We start from the raw sequence: 24,904 nt of genomic DNA on the forward strand, positions 1-24,904 counted from the left end.
ATCGGGCGGCGGATCGGATCGGGCGGCGGATCGGGGCCGCCCGGATCGGATCGGGGCGGCGGCTGCCGACCAGCCGGGCAGCCGTGGCACCATGGCGCCGATGACCACGACGACGCCGGGCAACGCCGCCCACGACGCGACACCGGACACGCCCGCGCAGGCCCCGGCCCCGGTGGGACCGCTGGCCACCTCCGCCTTCGTCCGGGCCTGCCGCCGGGAGCCGGTGCCGCACACGCCGGTGTGGTTCATGCGCCAGGCCGGTCGTTCGCTGCCCGAGTACCGCCAGCTGCGCAGCGGCATCGGCATGTTGGAGTCCTGCCGGCGGCCGGACCTGGTCGCCGAAATCACCATGCAGCCGGTACGGCGGCACGGCGTGGACGCCGCGATCCTGTTCAGCGACATCGTCGTCCCGGTGGCGGCGGCCGGTGTCGAGCTGGACATCGTCGCCGGCACCGGGCCGGTCATTGCCGAACCGGTCCGCAGCGCCGCCGATGTCGGCCGGCTCCGTCGGATCACCCCCGACGACGTCGGCTTCGTCGACGAGGCGGTCCGGCTGCTCGTCGCCGCGCTCGGTGCGACTCCGCTGATCGGGTTCGCGGGTGCGCCGTTCACCCTGGCCAGCTACCTGGTCGAAGGCGGACCGTCGCGAACCCACGGGCGGACCAAGGCCCTGATGCACGGCGATCCGCAGACCTGGCACGCGCTCTGCGCCCGGCTCGCCGAGATCACCCTGGAGTTCCTCCGGGTGCAGGCCGCGGCGGGCGTCGCCGCGGTCCAGCTGTTCGACTCCTGGGCCGGGACGCTCTCCGAGGCCGACTACCGTCGGCACGTCCTGCCGCACTCCGCGGCGGTGCTGCACGGCCTGGCCGACGCCGGAGTGCCCCGGATCCATTTCGGAGTAGGGACCGCCGAACTGCTCGGTGCGATGGGCGAGGCCGGCGCGGACGTGGTCGGGGTGGACTGGCGTACCCCGCTGGACGCCGCGACCGTGCGAATCGGTCCGGACCGCGCCGTGCAGGGCAACCTCGACCCGTGTCTGCTGCTCGCGCCGTGGCCGGTGGTGCAGACGGAGGTCCGGCGGGTGCTGGCCGACGGGCTCGTCGCCCCCGGACACGTGTTCAACCTCGGTCACGGGGTGCTGCCCGAAACCGACCCCGACGTGCTGACCAGGGTCGTCGAGCTGGTGCACGAGACGTCGCAGCGCTGACCGCGTCACACCCGGGTAGGCCCGGCCGGCCGGCCCGACCGCCCGGGTGGCAAGGTGACGGTATGCAGCAACCGTGGCGGATCGCCGTGGTGGGTGGCGGGATCGCCGGGCTGGCCGCGGCGATGCGGCTGCGCGACCGGGCACCCGCCGGGACCCGGATCACGGTCTATGAGCAGTCCGACGAGCTGGGCGGCAAGCTACGCACCGGGGAATTCGCCGGGCTGCCGGTGGAACGCGGCGCCGAGGCGTTCCTGATGCGGGATCCGGCCGGCGGCGATTCCGCCGCGGTCGCGCTGGCCCGCCGAGTCGGCCTCGGTGACCAGCTGCGGCACCCGGCGGTCGGTCAGGCGGCGCTGGCCCGGGGCGGACAGTTCGTCCCGCTACCCGCCGGGACGCTGATCGGCGTGCCCGGCGACCTCGCGACGGCGGCCGGGGTGGCCCGCGCCGAACCGGAGCGCGACGCCGACCAGGGCCGGCCGTTGCTGCAGCCGGACGAGGACGTCGCCGTCGGTGAGCTGGTCCGTCGCCGGCTAGGTGACGAGGTCGTCGAGCAACTGGTCGACCCGATGCTCGGCGGGGTGTACGCGGGAAGGGCCGACACCTTGTCGTTGGCCACCACCATTCCGGGGCTGGCGACGGCGGCCCGCACGGAACACACCCTGGTCGCTGCGGTACGGGCGGCGCTGGCCGCCCGGCCACCGGCGGCGGCCGGCGCGCCGGTGTTCGCCACCGTCGACGGCGGGCTGAGCCGGCTGGTGGCGGCGGTCCGGGACGTGTTGTCGGCCGCCGACGGCGCAGCCGAGGTCCGGTTGCGAACCTCGGCGGTCGTACGGGAGTTGGCCGCCTCGGCGGCCGGTTGGCGGTTGACCGTCGGGCCGACCCGCGGCGCCGAGCGGGTGGACGTCGACGCGGTGGTGCTGGCGGTGCCGGCCCGGCCGGCGGCCCGGCTGCTCGCCGCGGTGGACGCCGCCGCGGCGGTCCGGGTCGGCGCGCTCGAGTACGCCAGCATCGCCCTGGTCACCCTGGCGGTGCCACAGCCGCAGCTACCGGAGATCTCCGGCTTCCTGGTGCCGGCGACCGAGCGGACCATGACCAAGGCCGTCACCCTGTTCAGCACCAAGTGGACCCAGCTGCGACGGTCGGACGGGCTGGCCGTGGTCCGTGCCTCGGTCGGCCGCCACGGCGATGAGCGGCTGCTGCAACGCTCCGACGACGAACTGGTCGACGCCGTGCGTGCGGAGCTGACCTGGCTCACCGGTGTCCGGCAACCGGCCGCCGTGCAGTCGCACGTGCAGCGGTGGGGTGGCGCGCTGCCGCAGTACCCGCCGGGGCACCTGAGTCGGGTGGCGGCGGCCCGTCGGTCGCTGCGGGCCGCTGGGCGGCGGCTGGCGTTGGCCGGCGCGGCCTACGACGGCATCGGCATCCCGGTGTGCGTGCGGTCTGGCGAGAACGCCGCCGATGAGATCCTGACAAACCTGGAAGGGGTACGCCGATGAGCGGCGACGAGCAAACCAACGCGGCGCGGTTGCGTGAGCTGAACTCGACGATCCGGTACACCATGTGGTCGGTGTTCCGGGTCGCCGAGCGGCTGCCGGCGCTGCGCGACGACATGATCGGTGAGGTCGAGTCGCTGATCGGCGAGCTGGCCGCCACCGACGTCACCGTTCGGGGCACCTACGACGTCGCCGGGCTGCGGGCCGACGCCGACATCATGATCTGGTGGCACGCGGCGGACAGCGACGAGCTGCAGGACGCGTACGGGCGGTTGCGCCGTACGGCGTTGGGTCGGCATCTCGCCCCGGTCTGGTCCCAGCTGGCTCTACACCGCCCGGCCGAGTTCAACAAGAGCCATGTGCCGGCGTTCCTGGCTGGCGAGCCGGCCCGGGCGTACATCTGTGTGTACCCGTTCGTCCGCTCGTACGAGTGGTACCTGCTGCCGGAGGCGGAGCGGCGGGCGATGCTGGCCGAGCACGGGCAGATGGCCCGGCCTTATCCGGACGTGCGGGCGAATACCGTCGCATCCTTCGCGCTCGGCGACTACGAGTGGATGCTCGCCTTCGAAGCGGACGAGCTGCACCGGATCGTCGATCTGATGCGCGACCTGCGGGCCTCGGCGGCGCGCCGGCACGTCCGCGCGGAGGTGCCGTTCTTCACCGGACGGCACCGCACCGTCGCCAACCTGGTCGCAAATCTGCCCTGACGTTTCCGCAGGTGCCGGCCCGGGTACCCATCCACTGCCCCCCGAGGTTGACCGGTCAGCCCGACCGGGTCGACCGGACCGGAGAAGGACCACTCATCTGATCCGGAGGAGGGTGTGATGAGTACGCAAGCTCCGACCCGCAACACCACCGCCGTGAACCGGCCGATGGCCGGGCAGCCGATGGCCGACGGTCAGGCACACCAGATGGACATGAACGCCGGGATGCGTCCGGCGGTGACCCCGGGCACCGAGACGAAGTCGGCGTTCCGCAGCACCGAGTTCTATGTCTACCTGATCGCGGTCGCCGGCGTACTGCTGGCCTCCCAGGTGATCAACCCGGACATCGACGGTGTGCAGGGTACCGCTGGTGGGGGGGACCCCTTCCCGGCCAGCACCGCATGGCTGTACGTCGCGCTGCTGACCATCGGTTACGTGGTCAGCCGAGGGCTGGCCAAGGCCGGCAGCGCCTGGCGGAACTCGGGTGAGCGACAGCGCTGACCCGTGAGAGGTGCCGTCGACCCGGTGACGGGTACGGCGGACCGGGCCGGCGGCCGCGATGGACACGTCCATCCGGCCGCCGGTCTTTCGCGCGGACCGCCCGGTCGGTCAGGTGCCGCCGGGTGCGCCGTCCGGATCTGCCGGACGGCGCATCGGCGCGTGCCAGATGCCGTCCTCGAGGTACTCCGGTCCGACGACGACGAACCCGTACCGTGCGTACAGCCCGGTCAGGTGAGCCTGGGCGTCGAGGACGCAGGGCCGTCCCGCGGCGAGCCGCAGCGCCGCCTCGACGAGCCGGCCGGCGTGACCCCGGCCGCGTTCGGCGGCGGCGACGGCCACCCGGCCGATCCTGGCCGTGGATTGCGCGCCGCCGCCCGGCTCGTCGAGCAGCCGTAGACAGGCCACCACCGTGTCACCCCGGGACAGCCACAGTTGGCGGGCGCCCGGCTCGACGTCGCGGCCGTCCAGCTCCGGGTACGCACACCGCTGCTCCACCACGAACACGTCCACCCGCAGCTTGAGCAGCTGGTACAGCACCAACGGCGGCAGCTCGGCGGTGTGCGCGACGTGCGGCGTCAGGCCAGTTTCGGGGGGCACGCCGACGGATGATACGTGGCTCAGCCCGGCCGGCTGCCGACCGCGTCGCGGACCGCGGCCCCCTGCTCCTGGTCGACGGTTCGGGCGCAGTGGGCGCAGCAGAAGAACCGTCCGGACACCTCGACCCCGTGCCCGACGATCTTGCACTGGCAGTGTTCGCAGATCGGCGCGAGCAGCTGGATCGCGCACTCGAACGAGTCGAAGGTGTAGGTGTCCCCGCTGACCGTGCGGATATCGAACGCCAGCCAGTAGTCGTTGCCGCAGACCTCACAGGTCGCCATCGTGCTTCTCCCAACGTCAGCCTCATTCGCAGGGTGCGGCATCGGCGCGGGCCGGGACGGGTGAATCGCCGAAATGCTGGGACCGAAATGCTGGGAGATGCGCGAAACCGGTGCAGGCCGTCAGCCCTGGGTGGCGTCGGTTGCCGGCTCCAGCCGCAGCGCTACCGAGTTCATGCAGTAGCGGGCGTTGCGGGGGGTGTACCGCTCGCCGTCGAACCGGTGCCCGAGGTGCGAGTCACAGGTGGCGCAGCGGACCTCGGTGCGGACCATGCCATGCGACCGGTCCTCGATGTAGCGCACCGACCCGGGCAGCGCCTCGTCAAAGCTCGGCCAGCCACAGTGCGAGTCGAACTTGGTGTCACTGGTGAACAGCGGCGTGTCGCAGGCCCGGCAGTGGTAGGTGCCGACCGTCGTGGTCTCGACGTACTCGCCGGACCAGGGTGCCTCGGTGCCGGCCTGACGCAGCACCCGGAACTCCTCAGGGTTGAGCCGCGCCCGCCACTGCTCGTCGGTACGGGGCAGGGACGTCTTCTCGTCTGTCATGGTCACTAAGGTACGGCGCTACGGCGCCGCCGGCCGCCGATCACCGGCCGGCTGGCCTAAGGTCGAAGGGTGACAGGGCAGAGCCGGAGTTCCCGGTCCGCGACCACCGTCGAGGTGGCCGGCCATCAGGTGCGGCTGAGCAGCCCGGACCGGGTGTGCTTCCCCGGGCCGGGGTACACCAAGCGGGACGTGTTCGACTACTACCTGGCCGTCGGCGACGGCATCCTGCGCGCGCTGCGCGACCGCCCCACCACGCTGCAACGGTTCCCGGACGGCGTTGACGGCGAGATGTTCTTTCAGAAGCGCGTGCCGGCCCGGGGCGTGCCGCCGTGGCTGCGTACCGCCGAGATCAAGTTCCCCAGTGGCCGTACCGCCGACGAACTCTGCCCGGTGGATCTGGCCCACGTCGCCTGGGCCGCGCAGATGGGCACCGTGGTGTTCCATCCCTGGCCGGTACGGGCCGGCGACGTGGACCGGCCGGACGAGCTGCGGATCGACCTGGACCCGCAGCCGGGCACCGACTTCGCCGACGCGGTGGCGGCGGCGGGCGAGGTCCGGGCGATCCTCGACGAGCTTGGTGCCACCGGTTACCCGAAGACCTCCGGCGGCCGCGGGGTGCACGTCTACCTGCGGATCGAGCCGCGCTGGCTGTTCACCGACGTGCGCCGGGCGGTGATCGCGTTCGCCCGCGAGGTGCAGCGCCGCCGGCCCGACCTGGTCACCACGTCCTGGTGGAAGGAGGAGCGAGGGCGGAAGGTCTTCATCGACTACAACCAGATGGCCCGGGACCGGACCATCGCCTGTGCCTACTCACTGCGGGCGAACGCCCGCGCCACCGTCTCCACCCCGGTCACCTGGGACGAGTTGACCCGGGTCGAGCCGGATGACTTCGACCTGCGCACCGTACCGCCCCGGCTGGCCGCTGTCGGCGACCCGCACGCCGGGATCGACGACACGCCGTGGGACATCACCCCGCTGCTGGAGTGGGCCGACCGGGACGACCGCGACGGCGCGGGTGACATGCCGTACCCGCCGGACCATCCGAAGATGCCCGGCGAACCGATGCGGGTGCAGCCGTCCCGGGCCCGTCCGGTGACCGGCGACTGACCGGGCCGGTGGCCGGGACCGACCCGCCCGGTGACCCGTGACGTCCGCCCGGGCCCGGGTCAGGACGGGCAGGTCAGGCCGTCGTCGGGCACCGTCAGATCGATCAGGTACGCGTCCACCACCTCGGCCACGCAGGCCACCTGCGGGTACGCCGTGTGCCCGTCGCCCTCGTAGGTGACCAGCACGCCGGTGCCGAGCGATGCGGCCAGCCGCGGTGCCTGCTCGTACGGGGTGGCCGGATCACCGGTGGTGCCGACGACGAGGATCGGCGGGGCGCCGACCGCCGGCCCGACCGGGTACGGGTCGGCCGCGACCGGCCAGTTGGCGCAGGCCAGCAGGCCGACGGCGAGCGCCGGACCGAACGTCGGATGCTGCTGGCGCCACTGCTGCTGCAACTGCCGGATCTCGTCGGTGCCCAGCTGCACCTCGGCGTCGGCGCAGTTGACCGCCAGGTTTGCGGCGAACAGGTTGCCGTACCGGCCGTCGTCGCCGCGACCGGTGTAGCCGTCGGCGAGGTCGAACACCGGGCCCGGGTCGCCGTCGCCCAGTTCGGCCAGCGCCCGGCCCAGCCGTGGCCAGCCACTGCGGTCGTACAGCGAGGCGACCACGGCGTAGAAGATCCAGCCAGCGGTGGCCGCCCGGCCGGTCGCCCCGGTGACCGGGGCCTGCCGGGCCCGGTCCATCGCCTCGACCAGCGTGCCGGAAGGGTCGGCGCTGATCGGGCAGTCCGCCGGTGCGCCGGAACACCATCGCCCGAAGGCGGCGAACGCCCGTTCGAATCCGGCGGCCTGACTCAGCGACCCGGCGACCGGGTCCTGCCCCGGGTCGACCGCGCCGTCCAGCACCAGCGCGCGGACCCGGTGCGGGAACAGGTGCGCGTAGGTGGCTCCCAGCAGGCTCCCGTACGAGTAGCCGAGGAAGGTCAGCTGGTCGTCGCCGACCGCCGCCCGCACCGCGTCCAGATCCCGGGCGGTCTGATGGGTGGAGTACGCGGTGAGCCGCTCGCCGTAGTGCGCCGCGCAGCCGGCCGCGATCCGCTGGCTGAGCTTGGCGGCCTCGGCGAAGGCGGTCGGGTCACGGGGGTCCGGGTCCGCCCCGAAGGTGGCGTCCCAGTCGCTGTCGGCGACGCAGTCGACGGCTGCGGAGCGGCCCACCCCACGCGGGTCGAAGCCGACCAGGTCGAACCGGCGCAGCACCGTCTCCGGCAGGCCGCCGAGCCGTTCGCCCAGTGCCAGTCGGGCGGCGGCGTCCACCCCGGAGACACCGGGCCCGCCCGGGTTGACCACCAGTGTGCCGATGCGGTCCTGCTGCCGGGCCGACCGGGCCCGGATCAGCGCGACCGGAAGGGTGCCGGCGGCGGGTCCGGCTGCCCAGTCGACCGGTACGTCGATCGTCGCGCAGTCGTAGCGCAGCCCATCAGGTGGTGGGCCGTACCGCAGCGTGGTCGACTCCGGGCACGGCTGCCAGTGCGGCGGAGAGTCGGGCCCGCCGGTCGCCCCGGGGTCGGGCCCCGCCGCGGTGCACCCGGTCAGGCCGACCAGCGAACCAACCAGGACGGCCGCGACAGCGGGCAGCCAGCGGCGCCGGCTCACTGCCTGCCAGCGGCGCCGGCTCACTGCGTGCTGGTCGGGTCGCCGGCCAGCACCCGGTCCACGTCGAACCGGACCGGCCGGTCCAGCTGGTCATACCGGCAGGAGGCCGGCTCCCGGTCGGTACGCCAGCGCTGGAACCGTGCGGTGTGCCGGAACCGGTCGCCCTCCATCGCGTCGTAGGCGACCTCGGCGACCAGTTCGGGCCGCAGTGGCTGCCACGCGAGGTTCTTACCGCCGCTCCACCGGCTCGGCGCGCCCGGAATCCGTTGGCCGGAACCGTCGTCACCCGACCCCCACGGGTGGTCTGCGGCAGTGGTGCGCAACGGCGCCAACTCGTCGACGAGCTCCGCGCGCCGGACGGCCGTGAACGACGCGCACACGCCCACGTGGTGCAGCACCCCAGCGTCGTCGAAGAGCCCGAGCAGCAGTGACCCGACTACCGGGCCGGACTTGTGCCAGCGGAAGCCGGCGACGACCACGTCGGCGGTCCGCCCGTGCTTCACCTTGAACATCGTCCGCTTACCGGGCTCGTAGCGCAGCTCCGCCGGCTTGGCGATGACGCCGTCGAGGCCAGCGCCTTCGAAGATCTCGAACCAACGACGGGCGGTGTCCGGATCGGTGGTCACCGGGGTCAGGTGCACCGGTGCGGTGATCGCCGCCAGCGCGTCGGTCAGCCGGGCCCGACGGGCGGTGAATGGCTCGTCGAGCAGGACCTCGTCGCCCAGCGCCAGCAAGTCGAAGGCGACGAAGGAGGCCGGAGTCTGTTCGGCGAGCAGCCGTACCCGGGAGGCCGCCGGATGGATCCGTTGGCCGAGCAGGTCGAAGTCGAGCCGGGACCGCCCGCTTTCCGCCCGGATCACCACCAACTCGCCGTCCACCACGATCCTGGGCGGCAACTGCTGCCGGGCCTGCTCGATGACCTCGGGAAAATACCTGGTCAGCGTCTTGCCGCCGCGGCTGGCCAGCTCGACCTGGTCACCGTCGCGGAAAATGACGCAGCGGTAGCCGTCCCACTTGGGCTCGTAGCTCATCCCCGGGGCGACCGGCAGTGTCGCGACCGGTTTCGCCAGCATCGGCTCGATCGGTAGGGCGATCGGGAAAGTCACCCACCCAGTGAACCATCCCGGTCCGACGATCCGCGGGACCGCCGGACCACGGCACGGACCCGGCGGAACACCGGGCGGACCGGGCGGGCCAGCCACGGCAACCGGCGTGCCGCGCGTCGGTACAACGGCTGGGCCGCCGCCCGTAGCTGCTGGCGGGTCGCGGCGAGCTGGCGGTGCGTCGTGTCGAGCTGGCGGCGGGTGGTGTCGAGCTCCGCTCGGGCGGAGCGCAGTTGCTGTTCGAGTTCGGCGAGCCGGGCCGCGGTGATCGTCGCCATCAACTCGTGACCGGTGACCGGCTCGCTGCGGCCGTCCTCGCCGCGTACCAGCCAGGGGCGGTCGCCGTAGACGTCGATCTGATGGCCGGCCAGCGGCACGTCGGCTTTCTCCAGCCCGTCCGGGAACTGCTCGGCGAACATCGCCCGGCAGTGTTTGGCCTGGTCGGCCGAGGTGGCCAGGATCAGCTTGTTGGGCACCAAGACAGCGGGTACCAGACTGCCGCCGTCGCCGAGGTAGCTGAACAGGCCGGTGATCACGCCGAGCCAGTGCCGGTTGAGTACGTCGTCGAGCACCACCAGCCCGTCGTCGACCACGGTCCGCTCGGCGATTCGCAGGTCGTTCACCGTGATCTGATCGGTGTGGCCGCCGTCGATGGAGAAGATTCGGAAGCGGCGCCCGGCGGCGACGAAGCCGGCCTGCTCCAGGTCGAGACTCGACGACTGCACGATGTCGACGTTGTCGCCGCCGCCGTAGGTCGCGAGGTTCTGCTCGAAGATCTCCCGATCACCACGTCCGGACTGGTCGAGGTTGGCGGCCTGGTCGTCGAAGACGTCGATGGCGACCGCCCGCTGATCCGCTGGCAGATCCAGGGCGAGGCACAGGAACGACTTGCCGTGGTGGATGCCGATCTCGGCCACGTCGCCGCTCACCCCGGCCCCGCGCTGGGCGGCCTCCACGCCACTGAGGTACACGGCGGTCGAGACGTTCAGCCAGCCCTTGACCTGGTGCAGACCGGTCCGCAGGTAGCCGGCGGTCAGCTCGGGCAGGACCGGTGTGAACGCTGTCATGGTGGCAGACCATACCGCTGATTACCGCAGCGACAAACGGTCGATCGGAGGACAATCCAGGTGACCGGACCGGCTGTCCTGGCCGGTGTCCTGCTCCGCTCGTCGGCGCCACCGCGGTGACCGTACGGGAAAGGCGGATCGCATGCCCAGCTTCACCTACCCGCAGGCCGGTGCCACCGCCGTGCTGCGCCACCAGGCCGGATCGGTCCGGCAGGCCGGACCGCCGCTGCCGGCGGGCTACCGCCATCTGCGGTCCCGTAGCCGGCTACGGCCGGGCAGCTTCCCGGCGGCGGCCGAGGCGGTGCTCACCTGGCGGATGCACCGGGCCGCCGGTGCCCGGGTGACGGCGTCGGCTCCCCGGGCCGAGGCCGGCGTGCTGGTGACGGTCGGCCTCGGCGTGGGGCCGCTGCGGATCGCCGCGCCGTGCGCGGTGGTGTGGGCGGTTGACGAGCCGGACCTCGCCGGATTCGCGTACGGCACCCTGCCCGGCCATCCGGCCAGCGGCGAGGAGGCGTTCCTGGTGCACCGCGACGGCGACCGGGTGTGGCTGTCGGTGGTGGCGTTCAGCCGGCCGGTGGCGCCGATCATGCGGCTGGCCGGCCCACTGGGTGCGCTGGCACAGCGTGCCTACGCCCACCGGCTGGGCTCCGCGCTGCGCCGGCTCACCCGCTGACCGCCGGCAACCCGGTGTAGAGCCGGCCCGGTGAGAGCGGTCAGCAGGTGGCGAAGGAACGGACCGGGGCCCGGGGCCCGAACCGGGGTGCCCGTACCCCGGCCAGCTCCAGCAGCAGGCAGACCCGACCGCGATGCCCCCGGAACGGCTCCAGCAGTTCGAGCATCCGGGCATCGGTCCCGCGGGCCTCGCCGGCCAGCGCCCAAGCCACCGTGTTCGGCAGGTGGTAGTCGCCGACGCTCACCGCGTCGGCCGCGCCGAACGCCACCCGGACCACCTCGGCGGCGGTCCACGGGCCGATCCCGGGCAGCGCGGTCAACCGCCGGGTGGCTGTCTGTGGGTCGCCGCTGTCCGACAGCCGGTCGGCGACCGCCGCCGCGCCGCACAGGGTCTGCGCCCGTCGTTGCTCGATGCCCAGCGGATGCAGCGACCAGTACGGCGCGGCGGCGAGGGCGGTCGGCTCCGGGGCGACCCAGAGATCGGCGACCGGGCCGGGAGCGGGTACGCCGAACCGGCGGACCATCGCGGCGTACCCGCGGTACGCCTCCGCGCCGGTGACCTTCTGTTCCAGCACGGCCCGCAGCAGCCGGGCGAACACCTGCCCGGTGGCCGGTAGCCGGACCCCGGCGTAGCGGCGGACCACCGCCTCGACGACCGGATGCCGGCGGGCCAGGGACAGGAAATCGGACACGTCGTCGCGGAGCCCGGCGACCGCATCGGCGATGTCGCAGATCTGGCTGGCGCCGGGCCCGTAGCCGGCGGCGACGAGGTCGCCGCCGTGCCGGCGCAGCGCCAGGGTCGCCGCCCCGGCCGGGGTACGGGCGGTCCACCAGAAGGTGTCCGCCAGCCACCTGGCGCACGGGTCGTGTCGGCCCATCGCCAGCGTCCGTACCGAGCCGGCCAGTTGGTAGCCGTCCGGTGGCCGCAGCACCCGGACCCGCGCCGGTGCGGCACCGGTCAGCTCCGGTGCGGCCCCAGCCGGCTCCGGCGTGCCCTCCGATGTCCGTCTTTCCACGACCATGCCGGTCACTGTGCCAGCAGCGGAAAACAGCATCGACGCCGGGACGAGTCTGCTGCTCGTCCCGGCGTCGGTTAGCTGGACCCGGGTCACCGGCGGTCACCGCCGGTGCCGGCCGACCTCATCGGGTGACGACAACCCGGACCACGTCGAAGGCGGGGATCTGGTTGGCCCGCTGCATCATCGGCACCCGGTGGGACCCGTCGCCGGCCCACGACGCGCACTGGGCGATGCCGGGGCCCGGCAGGCCGGGCACCTCGACGGTGACCTCGTCGGCGCCGGCACCACCCCGGCCGTCCTCGGTGGCCACGAAGAACGCCGGCACCGGGCCAGGCTCGGGAGCGGTGCGGTTGCTGGTCAGCATCCGGCACGCGGTGTGGAAGTGCCCCCGGGTCAGACCGTCCTCGGTGAGGAACGAGCTTTCCAGGTAGTAGCCGCCCTGGCCGGCCGGCAGGAACCGGTCGCGTACCAGGTTGCGGGTGCTGATTCGCAGGGTGAACGGTTGGTTCGCGCGTACCCGCCTCGGCGACGAGATGATCATCAGCTGCGGGTTGGTGTCCGCGTCGCCGACCTCGCCGAACGCCGTACTGACACACCGCTCACCGTCCTGGAAACCCTCGTGCGGCGCCAACGAGCTGTCGGTGCAGTCGTCGCCGAGGATCTCCAACCCGGCCGGCGGATCGGCCGGCGCGTCGGTCTCTTCGCCGGGGGCGGGGGAGTCCTGACACTGGGCCGGGCCCCGCTGGCCGTCACCCCAGTGGTGCCGTACGCCGTTGCTGTCCACGGTGGTCCCGGTGTCGGCCGGATCGACCGACTCGCTCGGGCTTACGCAGACGGCGGCGGCCCGGTCGCGACCACGGTCCCGATCGCGGTCCCGGTCGCCGCGGGTTCCGGCAGACGAGATCTGGGTCACCGCCACCACGCCGCCGAAGACCGCCAACATCGTGGTCACCGCGATGACGCGGTTGCGGGTGCTGCCCGCCGATCTGCCCCGGCGTGCCGGCTGGTCGCTGGTACGCCTCCGGCGCTGTGAGCTGTTCACGTGGTGCCACCTCTTTCATCGAACGCCAATTGGTCGTCCGGGTGCAACGCAGTTGGTGATGGCTGTGGTTCGCCACTGCCGTCGACCGTATGGATGTCACTCCACAACAGTCAACAATCCTTGGAGCAACTACGGAACACTTAGGAGGCACTTAATGCGGGCTTCAAGAACCGGTTCGAGGCGCCGGTGGCGGGTCCACCGGAAAACATGGCGACGGCCGGCCGCGCCCTCCCTGGCAACGACCGGCCGCCGCGATTCACGGGCGCCCTGAAAGAGTCAGTAGTCGTAGTCGCCCGAGTCCTCAGAGTCACTGTCGAAGCTGTCCGAGTCCTTGCTGTCGTCGAGGCCCTTGATGTTGTCGCGGCCGTCACCGTCCGGCACCGCGATCGGCTTCGGGGTGCCCTCCGGCAGGCACTCCAGGTTCTTCGTGCCGTCCGGCTGCACGACGTACCAGGTGCCGCCGACACCCTGGCCCTTCCAGTCACCGGGCTTCTCGTCACCGGCGTAGTAGTAGATCGGCCAGCCGTCGATGGTCAGTTGCCGGGTGCCGTCCGGCCGGTTCACCGTGCCGACCAGCTCCTCGTCCACCCCGGACAAAATGGGGTCGCCGTCGGTCAGCGCCGGCGGCCAGATCTTGGCGCAGTCACCCTCGCAGTTCGAGGTCGCCGGGTCGTTGGAGTCCTCCTCGAAGCGGTAGAGCAGCCAGCCGTCCTCGTCGGTGACCACGTCACCCATCTTGTCGACGGCCTTGCCGACCAGCTCCTTGGTGAGGTCCTCGTCGGCGACCTCGACCGCGATGTCCTCGGTCTCCACCGGCTCGGGCGCGGCCGACGCCGCGTTCGCCGCGTTGACGACCGGCTGGGCCTGAGCGCCGCCAAAGTCGTCCGGGTTGTAACCTGCCGGGGCGCAACCCGGCAACACGAGTGCCGCCAGCGCGCCTGCGACTATGACGGTCCGCTTTCCCAGTGCCACGTGCCCTCCCTCATTCGTCCACATCGGGCTTCATCAAGGAGTACGCAGCGCATCCCGGTTTGGATCGGTAATGCCGAGTGCATAATTTCACAGCCCGGCGTTGAACCGGGTCGTCGTGTCCTACGTGCAGCCGGCCGCCGTCATACCGATCAGGAGCAGAACGCGCCGGTCACGGGTTGGCGGCAAACGCGTGATGACGACCAGAGACAGAACAGCCCGTGGGTATCCGTTAATTCGGACACCCACGGGCTGCACGTACGTCGGATCTGCTGGCGCAGATATTGCGACGCCCGTTCACGGCGTACGTCAGGAATGGACGTCGACCCTCCGTTCAGACCGGTACTGTTCAGACCGGTACGGTAACGATCGCGGTGGCGACCCCGGACTGGTCGACCGCCTGGAACTGAATCCATTCGATATCGTCCCGGGGTGCGGCCGTCGACGTGCTCAGCAGCAACGGCGCGGGTTGCTCTGCGGTGCCGTACCCGGCCTCGGGCACCCTCCAGGTGGAGAGCACCTCGGCGGTGCCGGACGCCCGCAGCACCACGATCCGGCACTGCATCGGACCCGGCACCTTGCGCAGTGCGAACGACACCTGGGTGCCCCAGGCGGCTTCCTCCAGCACCACGTCCGCCTCCACCCCGGTGGTGGCGTCGACCGCGTTGAACTTTTCGCCGGTGACCTCCGGGCCACCGACCCCCGACTGCGGATCGACCGGAGGCTGGCTGGCCGAGACCGACGTCTGCGGCCCAGCCTGCGGTGCCGCCGGTCCGCCGGACCAGGTCGACCCGGCGAAGAACGAGAAACCGGTGAGCGTCGCCAGCAGCACGAACCCGGCGGCGATCTGCAGCGGGCGGCCAGCGAACAGCCGTCGGGACCTACCGGCGCGGCCGAGCGGACGGACCTGACCGTGGTCGCGAAGCTGGTCGGCGTCGGACCGCACGGTCGGCCGGATCGGCACCGCCGCGTCGCCGTCGCCGTCGTCCGCCCCACCAGCCCGGTTCACACCGGTGGGGCCGGACTGAGGGAGGACGGGGCTGTCCTCCAACTGGTCGATGTCTACGGTCGACATCAACCCGACGATCGGAATGAGCGACTCCAGCTCCGCCGCGCAGGCCCAGCAGCCGGCGAGATGCTCCTCGAACCGCTCGACGTCGTCGGCATCGAGCGCGCCGAGCGCGTACGCTCCGACGTCCCAGTGGGCGGACCGTGTCATTCTGTAACCCCCCGCTGTTGCAGCGCCGTCCGCAGCGCTCGTAGCGCGTAGTAGACCCGCGACTTGGCGGTCCCCAGTGGCAGCCCCAGCTCCGCGGCCGCTTCCGGCACCGTGCGGCCGCGGAAGTACGTCTCGACCAGGATCTCCCGGTGCGGCTGGCTGAGCGTGCGCAACGCGTCGGCGACGGTCATCTGCCGCAGCACCTGATCGGTGCCGTCGGACTCGGCGAAGCTCTCCAGGTCCCGGTCGTACTCCTCGGTCGGACGGGCCTTCTCGCTGCGGTGGTCGTCGATCGCGATGCGTCGGGCGACGGTCACCAGCCACGGTCGCAGCGACGCCTGGCCCTGCGCGCCGAGCCGGTGGGCGTTGCGCCACGCCCGCAGCAGTGTCTCCTGGACGATGTCCTCGGCCCGTTGCCGGTCCCCCCCGGTGAGCCGTAACACGAACCCCAGCAGCGGCCGGGCGTGCTCTGCGTACAGTGTTCGGACGAGATCGTCCCCGTGGCTGGACTCCGCCGTCCCGGCCTGCTGCCGGCTCCCTGCGGTCCGTGGCGTCACCGGCTCATCATCGCGCTCGGCCGCCCTCCCGTCGATGCTCTGCCAACGTTGCGTGCTCCGGGCCGTGGCCGAACCGTTGCCGGTCACGCCCGGCCGGATCCTCTCCGCCTGCCAGCCGCTGGCGACCGCGTACATCGCAGGACCTCCATCCGACGTCGACATGGCCCGCGGCTGGGGGCCCACCCCGAGGTACGGAGCCGGCCGGCGGACGGATCAACGTCCGTCCGGAAAAATTCCGTTCGGTGGCGGCGGCGACGGCTGCGCGGTCGCGTCGGCGATCGGCGACGCCGTCGCGATCAACCGGTCCAGCGCCCCGCCGTGCAGCACCCGGCTGGGAAACCAGTCACCGGCGGCTCGCCGGGCCAGCTCCTCGACGGCTGGTACGGCGCGTCCGGCGACCACCACCAGGTTGCCGTACCGGCGCTGGCGCAGCACCGCCGCGTCGGCGATCAGGCAGATGCCGGGCAGCACCTGCCGTACCGACGCCAGGTGCCGGCGAGCCCAGCCCAACGGCGGGCCGTCCGCCACGTTGGACAGCAGTTGGCCGCCGGGTGCGAGCACCCGGGCGACTTCGGTGACGAACTCGACCGAGGTCAGCCGCGCCGGGGTGCGGGCACCGGCGAACACGTCCGCGACCACCAGGTCGTAGCTGTCCGTCCGGGCCTGCTCGACGGCGGCCCGCGCGTCACCGACCCGGACCCGCAGATTGCGGTCGGCCGGCCAGGGCAGTTCGCGGCGGACCAGCTCGGTCAACGCGGCATCGATCTCCACCACCCGCTGACTCGACCCGGGCCGGGTGGCGGCCAGGTAGCGGGGCAGGGTCAGCCCGCCGCCGCCCAGGTGCAGCACCCGCAGTGGGGCACCGGCCGGGGCGGCCAGGTCGATCGCCGCGGCCATCCGGCGGACGTACTCGAACTCCAGGTGCGTCGGATCGTCGAGATCGATGTGTGACTGCTGGGTGCCGTCCAACAGCAGGGTGTACGCCCGCCGCCGGTCCGGGTCCGGGACGAGCCGCGCGGTGCCGGTGTCCACCTGGACCGCGGGCGGTGCTGTCCTGCGGGTACGGCCCATCGGCACAGTATGCCGGTCACCGCCACGCCGGGTTCTCCTGCCCGGCCGCCGAGAGGCTGAGCGCCCGGTGCAGCAGCCGGGCGTCGCCGAGCATCGCCCGCAGCCGTCGCTCCAGCCCAGCGATCGGCACCAGGTTCTGTGGTGCCCGAGGGTCCTTGTACGGGGCCGAGGCGAACCGGGGCAGCGTCGCCAGCGACAGGTCGGCCAGCGCGATCGCCGCCTGCGGAGTCAGGTCGGGCCGGCACTCCACCCGGACGATGCCCGCCCACGGCGCGCCCCGTGGCCCCGGCAGCCGCAGATACCACGAGTAGCTGCGCCACCGGGTGCCGCGCAGGAAGACCGGGCTGCGTTGCGCCGGTTGCAGTGCGGTCACCACCGGGATCAGCCCGGCCGGCAGGTACGGCTGACGCTGCGACTTGACGTATCCGACGGTGTTCGGCAGTCGGCGCCCGCGCAGCGGACCGTCTACCACCAGCAGATCCACCCGGTCGTCCGCGCCGTCGACGCGGGCCTGCTCGGAGACGGCGATCTCCAGCGCGGCCAGCGCCGGCTGCACCGCCTGCGGCAGTACGGCCGGATCGGCGTCGTCGACCCGCCGCGCCGGATAGCGCACCCGCCCGACGACCAGGTCGGTGGCGGCGGTGCTCGGCGTGAACAGGCCCCGCTCGGTCCGGGCTCCGGCCAACCGGGCCGCCCCGCGCCGCAGGTCACAGCGCACCACACCGGCGGCGTACGAGGCGGCCAGCGCCGGGTACGAGACCCCGTCGGGCTCCTCGCTCCACAACGAGGCGTCGATCCGACGCACCCCGTCGACCAGCAGCACCACGTCCGGTGCGCGTACGTCGGCCGGCTGGCGCAACGGCCGCCACGCCGCCGGATCCAGCTCTACGGCGAGGTCGGCGGCGTCCTGGCCGTCGTCGGCGGCACCGGGGCCACCCGGGTCGGCGGCCTCGAACGACGTGCCGTAGCCGGGCTGCCAGCCCTCGACGAACCAGCGGATCCCGGTGACCGGCCGGCCCGTCACGGTCGCGGTCACAGCCCGCTCCGCCGGACCCGGGCCGTACGGGCGTCCTTGCTGACCTCGAACCGGACCGGTACCCGCTCGGCCAGCGCCGGTACGTGGGTCACCAGGCCGACCATCCGGTCCCCCCGGGCGGCGAGCCCTTCCAAGGTCGCGGCGACGGTGTCCAGAGTGGCCGCGTCCAGTGAGCCGAAGCCCTCGTCCAGCACGATCGACTCCAGACTGGCGGCGCTGGCCGACATCCCGGCCAGTTGCTCCGACAACGACAGGGCGAGCGCCAGCGACGCCTGGAAGGTCTCCCCGCCGGACAGGGTGCGTACCCCGCGGCGCAGTCCGGCGTCGTGGTGGTCGACGACGAAGAACTCACCGGCGTCGTGCACCAGCTCGTACTGGCCGCTGGAGAGCTCCCGCAGGATCCGCGACGCGCCGTCAACCAGCAGGTCCAGCGCCTCGACCAGCAGCCACCGCTCGAAGTTGTTGGCCCGCAGGTGCCCGGCCAACGTCCGGGCCAGCTGGGCCTGCCGTTCCTGGTCGGCCCGCCTGCCGCGCAGCTCACCTGCCTGGGCGAACCGTTCGGTGATCCGTTCGTGGTCGGTCTGCGCCCGCTGGACCGCCAGCGCGGCCGCCTGCCGGTAGCCGGCCGGATCGGCGCCGGTCGGCGGTGCCAGCTCGGCGGCGACGAACAGTTCGTCGATGTCGGCGGCGACGCCGCTGGCCGCGTCCCGGGCCGAAGCCAGCCGAGCGTCCGCCTCCGCCCGCGCCGTACGGCGCTCGGCGAGCAACCGCTGCGCCCAGTCGGTCAGCAGCGTCCACGCCGCCGCCAGGTCGGTCCGGTCGGCGGCCGGTGGCGCCAGCCGGGCGACGGCGTCCCGGCCGGCGTCGAACTCCCGCCAGCCGGCCTGCAGCCGCTGTTCGCCGGTCACGGCGGCGCGCTGCGCCTGACGGGCCGCCTCCCGGGCCCGGCGGACCTGGCCACCGGCGTCGTCGAGGGCGCGCTGCAACCGGTCGACCGTGTCCAGATCGGTGCGCAACGCGTCGGCGCCTGGCGAGTCGGACAACCGGGCGTCGAGCTGCGCCAGCCGGGCGGTCAGCTGCTCAGCCCGTACCCTGGCCCGGTCGACGGCCCGCTCCACCCCGCGTAGCGACTGCTCGGCGTCGGTGACCGCCTGGCGGGCCTGATCTGCGGCGGCTCGGGCGGCCTGACCGGCGGACTTCGCCTCGGCGACCCGGGATCCGGCCGGCACCGGCGGCACCGTGCTCACCGGCTGTGCGCAGACCGGACAGTCCGCCCCGGCGACGAGATCGTGGCGCAGCGCGGCGGCCAGGTCGGCGGACTGCGCCTCCTGGTACGCCTGCCGGGCGCGGTCCAACTCGAGGTCCACCGCCTCGGCGGCGGACCGGGCCGACCGCAGTGCCGCCTGGCTGGCGACCTGCTCGGCCTGCGCGGCGGCGAGCGCCGGAGCCAGCTCGGCCGATTCGGCGGCGACCCGGTCCCGTTCGGCGTGGGTCTGCAGCAGCAGCCGCCGGTCGGCCGGGTCACCGATGGCAGCCAGTTCGGCGCGGACCTTCTCCTCGCGTTCCTCGGCGTCGGCGACGGCCCGGTCCGCGTCGACGGCGGCGACCCGGGCGGCCGCCGCCTGATCGGCCAGCCGGGCGGCGGCCGCCGGGGCGGCGACACCTGCCAACAGCCCGATCTCGTCGTCCAGGGCCGTCACCTGGTCGGCCGCGGTCGCCACCGCCTGCCGGGCCTGCGTCAACCGGGGCAGCGCGGCGTCGACGGCCGTTGCCAGCGCCCGCATCGCGTCGACCTGACCCGCCGCGGCCGCCACCGCCGCCTCGTCGGCGTCGCAGAGCCCGCCGAGCAGCTGGTCCACCGCCGCCACCGCCGCCTCAGCGGCCCCCGCCCGGGCGGTGGCCCGCTCCCGGACGCGTTCGTAGACGTGCAGCCCGAGCAGGTTGACCAGGATCTGCTGCCGGGTGGCCGGCTTGGCGTGCAGGAAGTCGGCGAACCGGCCCTGCGGCAGCAGCACGCAGGTGGTGAACTGCTCGTACGGCAGCCCGACCGCGTCCAGCACGGCCTGCTCCATCTCGGCGGGCGTGCCGGCCAGCACCTCGCCGAGATCGTCCGGGCTCATCCCGGTGTCCAGCCGGGTCACGTCGAACCCGGGCGGCATCATCTGCAGGCCGGCGTTGCCGGTCTTGACCGCGCCGCGCGAGTCGCGACGGATCACCCGGGTGGCGACGTAGCGACTGCCGGCGCTCTCGAACACCAGCCGCACCCGGGCCTCGGTGGCCGACGGTGCCAGCGCGGATGCGATTCCCCGGCTGCTGCCCCAGCGCGGCACCACGCCGTACAGGGCGAAACAGATCGCGTCGAGGATGCTGGACTTGCCCGATCCGGTCGGTCCGACGAGGGCGAAGAAGTCGGCGTCGGTGAAGTCGACCGTGGTTTCCTCGCGGAACACGGTGAATCCGGCCAGGTCGAGCCGCAGCGGTCTCACGACGAGGTCACCTCCTCGTACAGCGTGTCGAACAGGGTCCGTACGTCGTCGTCGCCGTGCCCGCGCGCGTCGAGGTAGTCGGCGAACAGCTGTCCGGGTGCCCGACCGGCCCGCTGTGGGGTGTGCGTCGCACCGGCGGCGGACGCGGCCCGGGTGAACTCCGGGTCGATGCGCACGTCCAACGCCCGGGGCAGCAGCGCCTGCACCTCTTCGCGCAGCCCGGCCCGGGGTGTCTCCCGGATGAACACCCGCAGCCAGGCGTCGCCGTACTCGCCGGCGGCCAGTTCGTCGAGGGTGCCGTGGACGGTGCGCAGCGGGGTCGCCGCGTCCACCGGCACCTCGCGGACCCGGGCGGCGGTGCCGGCGGTGACGTCGACGATGCTGACCGATCCGACGTTGTCCTCCTCGCCGAAGTCGATTGGCAGCGGACTGCCGCTGTAGCGCACCGGGCAGGGCGCTTCGAGCTGCTGGGCGCGGTGCAGGTGGCCGAGCGCCACGTAATGCGCCCCGGTCGGGAAGACGGTGGCCGGTACGGCGTACCCGAGGACGGTGTGCACCTCCCGCTCGCCGCCGCCGGACCGCCCGCCGATCACGGTCAGGTGGGCGGTGATCAGATCCACCACGCCCGGCTCACCGAACCCATCGGTGAGCCGGGCCAGCACCCGTGCGATGTGGTCGGCGTACGTCTGGTTGGCCTCGGCCGCGGTCAGCTGGTACATCTCGGTGGCCCGGACGGCGTACCGCTGGGACAGGAACGGCAGCGCGACCAGCCGCCACGGTTCGCCGTCGCCGGTGGTGCCGGTGATCACATGTTCGTCCGGCTTGTCCCGGACGGCGCCGCGCAGGGTGATGCCGGCGGCGTCGGCCCACGGCCGTAGCGCGTCCAGCGCGGCCCCGTTGTCGTGGTTGCCGCCGATCGCCACCACGTCGGCGCCGGTGCCGCGTAACGCGGTCAACGCCCGGGTGACGACCCGGGTGGCGTCCGGGCCGGGCGCGGAGGTGTCGTACAGGTCGCCGGCGACGATTACCAGGTCCGGGCGTTCGGTACGGGCGATCTCGACCACCCGGGCGAGCACCTGGATCTGCTCGGGCAACCGAGCTTGTCCCTTGAGGACCTTGCCGACGTGCCAGTCGGAGGTGTGCAGGATCCGCATCCGGGGGAACCTCCTCGACCTCAGGGTCAGAACGGTCAGAACGGGATGTCGTCGTCGGCCGTGGACCGGCCGCCGACCACCGCGAACGGGTCGGCGGCCTGCACGATCGAGCGCAGCGTGCCCGACGGCGCGTCGCCGGCCTCCGACGAGCGGGTGGCCCAGGCCGGGAACGGGAACTCCAGGCAGAGCGGGACCGGGATGTCCGGCTGGTTGACGAACATCGTGCCCGGCTTGGCCAGCAGCACCCGCTGCCGCTGTACCGCCGGCAGGAATCCGTACTCCGGCCGGGACGCCTCGGCCGGGTCCAGCCGGCCGACCACCCGGACCGCCGAGTTGGTGACGATCCGCCGCTCCACCTCGCTGGCGGTCTGCTGGGCACCGATCAGGATCACCCCGAGCGACCGGCCCCGCTCGGCGATGTCGAGCAGCACCTCCTTGATCGGTGACGAGCCGTCCCGGGGGGCGTACTTGTTGAGTTCGTCGAGCACGACGAACAGCAGCGGTTTGGCGGTGCCGGCCCGTTCCTTGCGGTCGAACTCGTTCTTGAGCGTCACCCCGACCACGAACCGCTGCGCCCGGTCCGGCAGGTTGTGCAGGTCGACCACGGTCACCTGGGCACTGTCGTCGGTGCTGATCTGGTGCGGCCGTCGGGTGGCCAGGTCGCCCCGGATCAGCCGGGCCAGGTCGCGTTTGCTGCCGATCAGCCGGCGGGCGAACGCGTTCACCGTACCCATGCCGACCGCCGAGCCGGCCCAAGCCGATCGGGTCTCCTCGTCGCCGAGCTGGTCGACGATGTGGTCGACCAGATCCCCGTACGAGCCGATCCGCCGGCCGTCGATGCTGATGCCGCCGTCGGCGGGTTGCGCGTGCCGGCGCAGGTACGCGGTGACCGCGTGCACCACCATCGTGTACTGCTGGCGTTCGTCGTCGGCGTCGGCGAACACGTACGGCAGCAACTGCTTGTCGCAGAACTCGGCGACGGTCCAGTAGAAGCTGTCCACGCCGGTGAGCCGGCTGGTCACGTCGGGGGTGCCGGAGGCGTCGCCGGCGCGCGGCGGGGCGTGGACCCGCACGTCCGGGAAGGCACCGGCGGGCAGGCCCAGCCTGGCGTACGCGGCGGTCGTCGCCTCATCGAGCCGGATGTTGGGGTGGTCGAGGAAGAGCAGGTCCTCGCCCTTGACGTTGAAGATCAGCGCCTTGGCGTTGACCGCGTCGCCGCCGAGCCGGCCGGAGCGGAACACCGAGTAGAGCAGAAACGTGGCGAAGCTGGTCTTGGTGGCGACGCCGGAGATGCCCGAGATCGACACGTGCGCGCCGCGCTGACCGTCGAGGAAGTCCGCGTTGAGGTAGACCGGCACCCCGTCGCGGCCGGTACCCATCGGGATCCGGCGTTCCATCCGGTCGAAGTGCAGGGCGCGGGCGCGGGCGTCGCCCTGGGCCCGCCACACCGGGGCACCCGGCTCCGGCGGTACGTAGATCTCCGGATCGACCCGGGTGGCGGTGATCTCGGCGGCCTCCTGCACCTGGGCGGGCAGGGTGCCGTCGGCGATGGCGAAGACGTCGGAGTCGAACTGCGCCCCTTCGTGGCGGGCCCGGACCTGGGTGACCACCCCGGCGATGGTCACCGGCTCGGCGCCCGGCAGCTCGCGGCGGGTCACCACGACGTCGTCCAGCTGCAGATAGTTGCCGGCACCGACCGCGGTCCAGAACTGCAGTGGGGTGGCGTCGGCGGTACCCAGCACCCGGCCCACCGGCGTACCCTCCGGCGTTGTGTCACTCATGGTGATGGACTGGTCGCTGAAGTCCGGTTGCGTCGTGCCCACGGGTTGCATCCTGCCCCACGGGTACGACCAGTACGGCATCCGACTCGGCGCGCCCGGCCGAATTCACCGGCGGTGGGGTCCGATCGACCCGATCCACCGCCTTCGGGTGATCGCATTCTTACTCAAGGTGATTGACCGTGGTTGGGTCGGGCGTAGCGGAGCAGCAGCGTGCCGTCGTCGGCAGCCAGCACCTGGCCCAGCCGTAGCTGCCGCACCGGGCTGGCCGGACCCGCGCTGATCCGGCCGGCACCGGCACCGGCGAGCAGTGGGGAGACCGTCAGGCAGAGTTCGTCGACCAGGTCGGCGGCGGTCAGCGAACCGAGCAGCACCGGGCCGCCCTCGCAGAGCAGCCGACGGTGGCCGCGGGCGCGCAACTGGCTCAGCCCGGCGGTCAGGTCGAGGGTGCGCTCGCCGGCCGGGACGATCTCCGCGACCCGGGCCAGTCGATGTCGCCGGTCGGCTGGCGCGTCGGTCGTGGTGAGCACGATCGGCCGCGCCGGTGCGTCGGCCAGGGCTGGTTGGTCCGGGTCGAGATCGAGCGAGGCGGAGACGACGACCAGGGTGGGGTGGGTGGGGAGGCCGTGCTCCCGGCGCCAGCGGCGGCGCCGGTCGTCCAGCCGCAGCGCCCGGTACTGCTCCTGGCGTAGGGTGCCGGCACCGACCAGCAGCGCGTCGCAGAGCATCCGCAGTACGCCGAAGACCCGTTTGTCCGCGCGTCCGGACAATCCGGCGGACCGGCCGGCCACCGCGACTGCCCCGTCCACGCTGGTCACGAAGTTCACCCTGAGGTGATCGTGGGGCGCGACGGCGTATGCCTCGATCAGGGCCGGATCGTCGAGCGCGGGCCCGGCCGGCGGTGGCCCGAACCGGCGGACCGGCGGGTCCGGGGTCGGCATGTCCGGGGCCGACGCGTCCAGGGCCGACGCGTCCAGGGCCGGCGGGTGGTCGGTCATTCGCCGGCCGGACCGGTGACCGGTGGGGTCGGAGCGGGGGTACGGTGCTGGCAGTCGCACCAGTTACCACCCCGACACCCATCGTGCTGGCCTCTCCGGCACGCAGCGCAGATCATGGGTTCGAGCCTAGGTCAGAGAAAGGGCGGCCATGCCCCGTCAGATCTTCCACCTGCTGGTCACCCTGTCCGACATCGCGCCGCCGGTGTGGCGCCGCGTCCAGGTGCCGGGCGGGTACACGCTCGACCGGGTGCACCGGGTGATTCAGCACGCGATGGGCTGGCGCGACTGCCACCTGCACTCGTTCGAGATCAACGGAGCGCAGTACGGCGAGCCGGATCCGGCCGGCGAACTGCTGCTGCGTGACGAACTGGACACCCGGTTGGACGCGGTGGCCACCAAGGGGGCCCGGTTCCGCTACACGTACGACTTCGGTGACTGGTGGGAGCACGACGTCGTCGTCGAGGACGTCACCGCGCCCGAACCGGACGTGCGCTATCCGCTCTGTGTCGACGGGGATCAGGCGTGCCCCCCGGAGGACGTCGGTGGTGCCTTCGGGTACACCGAGTTCCGGGCCGCGATCGCCGATCCGGCGCATCCGCGTCACGCCGAGATGGCCGACTGGGTGAGCGCGACGTTCGATCGGTTCGGGTTCGACCCGGCGCGGGTCACCACCCTGCTGCGCCGGCTCACCTGACCACCACGCTGACC

Annotated in this window: 24 protein-coding genes; 7 read left to right on the forward strand and 17 right to left on the reverse strand. The window is 72.8% G+C overall.

Translation table 11 applies throughout. The annotated features are described in order from the left end of the window. Positions 1-100 precede the first annotated feature (100 nt). The 4 genes from hemE (at position 101) to ACFHWT_RS10250 (ending at position 3,905) form a co-directional block, all read left to right on the forward strand. The gene (gene hemE, locus ACFHWT_RS10235) at positions 101-1,207 is read left to right on the forward strand and encodes a uroporphyrinogen decarboxylase (RefSeq protein WP_416594368.1); all 1,107 of its coding nucleotides are present in this window, start codon (positions 101-103) and stop codon (positions 1,205-1,207) included. A gap of 62 nt (positions 1,208-1,269) precedes the next feature. Beyond that, positions 1,270-2,703 carry a protoporphyrinogen oxidase gene (gene hemG, locus ACFHWT_RS10240; protein ID WP_416594369.1) on the forward strand — a complete coding sequence of 478 codons (1,434 nt, stop codon included), beginning with the start codon at positions 1,270-1,272 and terminating at the stop codon, positions 2,701-2,703. After that, entirely contained in the window at positions 2,700-3,407 is a 708-nt protein-coding gene (gene hemQ / locus ACFHWT_RS10245) for a hydrogen peroxide-dependent heme synthase (RefSeq protein WP_416594370.1), read from the forward strand. Before hemG ends, hemQ begins: the two co-directional genes overlap by 4 nt. 117 nt (positions 3,408-3,524) lie before the next feature. Continuing rightward, positions 3,525-3,905: a hypothetical protein gene (locus tag ACFHWT_RS10250; RefSeq protein WP_416594371.1), complete on the forward strand. Its 381-nt coding sequence runs from the start codon at positions 3,525-3,527 to the stop codon at positions 3,903-3,905. A 108-nt stretch (positions 3,906-4,013) separates the two neighbouring features. Here the strand turns inward: ACFHWT_RS10250 and ACFHWT_RS10255 are convergent, their stop codons facing one another. The 3 genes from ACFHWT_RS10255 to msrB form a co-directional block, all read right to left on the reverse strand. Next, a complete protein-coding gene (locus tag ACFHWT_RS10255) occupies positions 4,014-4,502 on the reverse strand; it encodes a GNAT family N-acetyltransferase (protein ID WP_416594372.1) in 489 nt (162 codons plus the stop codon). Between the two features lie 20 nt (positions 4,503-4,522). Then, on the reverse strand, positions 4,523-4,783 hold the full coding sequence (locus tag ACFHWT_RS10260) for a Prokaryotic metallothionein (RefSeq protein ID WP_123600747.1): 261 nt from the start codon (positions 4,781-4,783) through the stop codon (positions 4,523-4,525). 120 nt (positions 4,784-4,903) lie between these two features. After that, positions 4,904-5,326, reverse strand: coding sequence for a peptide-methionine (R)-S-oxide reductase MsrB (gene msrB / locus ACFHWT_RS10265; protein WP_416594373.1), 423 nt, complete (start codon positions 5,324-5,326; stop codon positions 4,904-4,906). Positions 5,327-5,395: 69 nt separating this feature from the next. Here msrB and ligD point away from each other — a divergent pair, with 69 nt between their 5' ends. Further along, positions 5,396-6,433, forward strand: coding sequence for a non-homologous end-joining DNA ligase (ligD, locus tag ACFHWT_RS10270; RefSeq protein ID WP_416594374.1), 1,038 nt, complete (start codon positions 5,396-5,398; stop codon positions 6,431-6,433). Positions 6,434-6,492: 59 nt separating this feature from the next. On the opposite strand, the gene ACFHWT_RS10275 is transcribed toward ligD, so the two are convergent. The 3 genes from ACFHWT_RS10275 to ACFHWT_RS10285 are packed head-to-tail and all read right to left on the reverse strand — an operon-like array spanning position 6,493 to position 10,195. Further along, positions 6,493-8,049 carry an alpha/beta hydrolase gene (locus tag ACFHWT_RS10275; RefSeq protein ID WP_416594375.1) on the reverse strand — a complete coding sequence of 519 codons (1,557 nt, stop codon included), beginning with the start codon at positions 8,047-8,049 and terminating at the stop codon, positions 6,493-6,495. Continuing rightward, the gene (locus tag ACFHWT_RS10280; protein WP_416594420.1) at positions 8,046-9,098 is read right to left on the reverse strand and encodes an ATP-dependent DNA ligase; all 1,053 of its coding nucleotides are present in this window, start codon (positions 9,096-9,098) and stop codon (positions 8,046-8,048) included. Before ACFHWT_RS10280 ends, ACFHWT_RS10275 begins: the two co-directional genes overlap by 4 nt. A 29-nt stretch (positions 9,099-9,127) precedes the next feature. Beyond that, entirely contained in the window at positions 9,128-10,195 is a 1,068-nt protein-coding gene (locus tag ACFHWT_RS10285) for a class I SAM-dependent methyltransferase (RefSeq protein ID WP_416594376.1), read from the reverse strand. A 142-nt stretch (positions 10,196-10,337) separates the two neighbouring features. Between ACFHWT_RS10285 and ACFHWT_RS10290 the strand changes: the two genes are divergently transcribed. Then, on the forward strand, positions 10,338-10,868 hold the full coding sequence (locus ACFHWT_RS10290) for a DUF1990 family protein (RefSeq protein WP_416594377.1): 531 nt from the start codon (positions 10,338-10,340) through the stop codon (positions 10,866-10,868). A 40-nt stretch (positions 10,869-10,908) separates the two neighbouring features. Here the strand turns inward: ACFHWT_RS10290 and ACFHWT_RS10295 are convergent, their stop codons facing one another. The 11 genes from ACFHWT_RS10295 to ACFHWT_RS10345 all read right to left on the reverse strand — a co-directional run bounded on the left by ACFHWT_RS10295 (position 10,909) and on the right by ACFHWT_RS10345 (position 24,139). Beyond that, a complete protein-coding gene (locus tag ACFHWT_RS10295) occupies positions 10,909-11,829 on the reverse strand; it encodes a DNA-3-methyladenine glycosylase family protein (RefSeq protein ID WP_416594421.1) in 921 nt (306 codons plus the stop codon). Between the two features lie 178 nt (positions 11,830-12,007). Next, entirely contained in the window at positions 12,008-12,928 is a 921-nt protein-coding gene (locus ACFHWT_RS10300) for a hypothetical protein (RefSeq protein ID WP_416594378.1), read from the reverse strand. Positions 12,929-13,204: 276 nt separating this feature from the next. Beyond that, entirely contained in the window at positions 13,205-13,900 is a 696-nt protein-coding gene (locus tag ACFHWT_RS10305) for a hypothetical protein (RefSeq protein WP_416555709.1), read from the reverse strand. A 346-nt stretch (positions 13,901-14,246) separates the two neighbouring features. Beyond that, positions 14,247-15,116 (reverse strand): anti-sigma factor family protein, encoded by an 870-nt coding sequence (locus ACFHWT_RS10310; RefSeq protein ID WP_416594379.1) that lies wholly within the window; start codon positions 15,114-15,116, stop codon positions 14,247-14,249. Beyond that, positions 15,113-15,808, reverse strand: a complete 696-nt coding sequence (locus tag ACFHWT_RS10315; protein WP_282230040.1) for a sigma-70 family RNA polymerase sigma factor — start codon at positions 15,806-15,808, stop codon at positions 15,113-15,115. The genes ACFHWT_RS10310 and ACFHWT_RS10315 overlap by 4 nt, the downstream gene beginning before the upstream one ends. 78 nt (positions 15,809-15,886) lie before the next feature. Further along, positions 15,887-16,744, reverse strand: a complete 858-nt coding sequence (locus tag ACFHWT_RS10320) for a spermidine synthase (protein ID WP_416594380.1) — start codon at positions 16,742-16,744, stop codon at positions 15,887-15,889. 16 nt (positions 16,745-16,760) lie between these two features. Further along, positions 16,761-17,780 carry a hypothetical protein gene (locus tag ACFHWT_RS10325; RefSeq protein ID WP_416594381.1) on the reverse strand — a complete coding sequence of 340 codons (1,020 nt, stop codon included), beginning with the start codon at positions 17,778-17,780 and terminating at the stop codon, positions 16,761-16,763. After that, positions 17,777-20,266: an AAA family ATPase gene (locus ACFHWT_RS10330; RefSeq protein ID WP_416594382.1), complete on the reverse strand. Its 2,490-nt coding sequence runs from the start codon at positions 20,264-20,266 to the stop codon at positions 17,777-17,779. The genes ACFHWT_RS10325 and ACFHWT_RS10330 overlap by 4 nt, the downstream gene beginning before the upstream one ends. Continuing rightward, entirely contained in the window at positions 20,263-21,420 is a 1,158-nt protein-coding gene (locus ACFHWT_RS10335; RefSeq protein ID WP_416594383.1) for an exonuclease SbcCD subunit D, read from the reverse strand. Before ACFHWT_RS10335 ends, ACFHWT_RS10330 begins: the two co-directional genes overlap by 4 nt. 35 nt (positions 21,421-21,455) lie before the next feature. Next, positions 21,456-23,201, reverse strand: coding sequence for an ATP-binding protein (locus ACFHWT_RS10340; RefSeq protein ID WP_416594422.1), 1,746 nt, complete (start codon positions 23,199-23,201; stop codon positions 21,456-21,458). A 164-nt stretch (positions 23,202-23,365) separates the two neighbouring features. Continuing rightward, a complete protein-coding gene (locus tag ACFHWT_RS10345; RefSeq protein WP_416594423.1) occupies positions 23,366-24,139 on the reverse strand; it encodes a pyrimidine reductase family protein in 774 nt (257 codons plus the stop codon). Positions 24,140-24,344: 205 nt separating this feature from the next. Here ACFHWT_RS10345 and ACFHWT_RS10350 point away from each other — a divergent pair, with 205 nt between their 5' ends. Further along, the gene (locus ACFHWT_RS10350) at positions 24,345-24,890 is read left to right on the forward strand and encodes a plasmid pRiA4b ORF-3 family protein (RefSeq protein ID WP_278168202.1); all 546 of its coding nucleotides are present in this window, start codon (positions 24,345-24,347) and stop codon (positions 24,888-24,890) included. Positions 24,891-24,904: the final 14 nt, after the last annotated feature.

It is taken from the genome of Micromonospora sp. LOL_021 (genome assembly GCF_048060215.1).
Classification (GTDB): domain Bacteria; phylum Actinomycetota; class Actinomycetes; order Mycobacteriales; family Micromonosporaceae; genus Micromonospora_E.

Bases quoted from the DNA above. Each gene is read 5' to 3' on its own strand.
- ACFHWT_RS10280 (WP_416594420.1), bottom strand. From the start codon at position 9,098: ATGCTGGCGAAACCGGTCGCGACACTGCCGGTCGCCCCGGGGATGAGC.
- ACFHWT_RS10285 (WP_416594376.1), bottom strand. From the start codon at position 10,195: ATGACAGCGTTCACACCGGTCCTGCCCGAGCTGACCGCCGGCTACCTG.
- ACFHWT_RS10310 (WP_416594379.1), bottom strand. From the start codon at position 15,116: ATGACACGGTCCGCCCACTGGGACGTCGGAGCGTACGCGCTCGGCGCG.
- msrB (WP_416594373.1), bottom strand. From the start codon at position 5,326: ATGACAGACGAGAAGACGTCCCTGCCCCGTACCGACGAGCAGTGGCGG.
- hemG (WP_416594369.1), top strand. From the start codon at position 1,270: ATGCAGCAACCGTGGCGGATCGCCGTGGTGGGTGGCGGGATCGCCGGG.
- hemE (WP_416594368.1), top strand. From the start codon at position 101: ATGACCACGACGACGCCGGGCAACGCCGCCCACGACGCGACACCGGAC.
- ACFHWT_RS10260 (WP_123600747.1), bottom strand. From the start codon at position 4,783: ATGGCGACCTGTGAGGTCTGCGGCAACGACTACTGGCTGGCGTTCGAT.
- ACFHWT_RS10320 (WP_416594380.1), bottom strand. From the start codon at position 16,744: ATGGGCCGTACCCGCAGGACAGCACCGCCCGCGGTCCAGGTGGACACC.
- ACFHWT_RS10250 (WP_416594371.1), top strand. From the start codon at position 3,525: ATGAGTACGCAAGCTCCGACCCGCAACACCACCGCCGTGAACCGGCCG.
- ACFHWT_RS10290 (WP_416594377.1), top strand. From the start codon at position 10,338: ATGCCCAGCTTCACCTACCCGCAGGCCGGTGCCACCGCCGTGCTGCGC.
- ACFHWT_RS10315 (WP_282230040.1), bottom strand. From the start codon at position 15,808: ATGTACGCGGTCGCCAGCGGCTGGCAGGCGGAGAGGATCCGGCCGGGC.
- ACFHWT_RS10345 (WP_416594423.1), bottom strand. From the start codon at position 24,139: ATGCCGACCCCGGACCCGCCGGTCCGCCGGTTCGGGCCACCGCCGGCC.
- ACFHWT_RS10335 (WP_416594383.1), bottom strand. From the start codon at position 21,420: ATGCGGATCCTGCACACCTCCGACTGGCACGTCGGCAAGGTCCTCAAG.
- ACFHWT_RS10350 (WP_278168202.1), top strand. From the start codon at position 24,345: ATGCCCCGTCAGATCTTCCACCTGCTGGTCACCCTGTCCGACATCGCG.
- ACFHWT_RS10340 (WP_416594422.1), bottom strand. From the start codon at position 23,201: ATGAGTGACACAACGCCGGAGGGTACGCCGGTGGGCCGGGTGCTGGGT.
- hemQ (WP_416594370.1), top strand. From the start codon at position 2,700: ATGAGCGGCGACGAGCAAACCAACGCGGCGCGGTTGCGTGAGCTGAAC.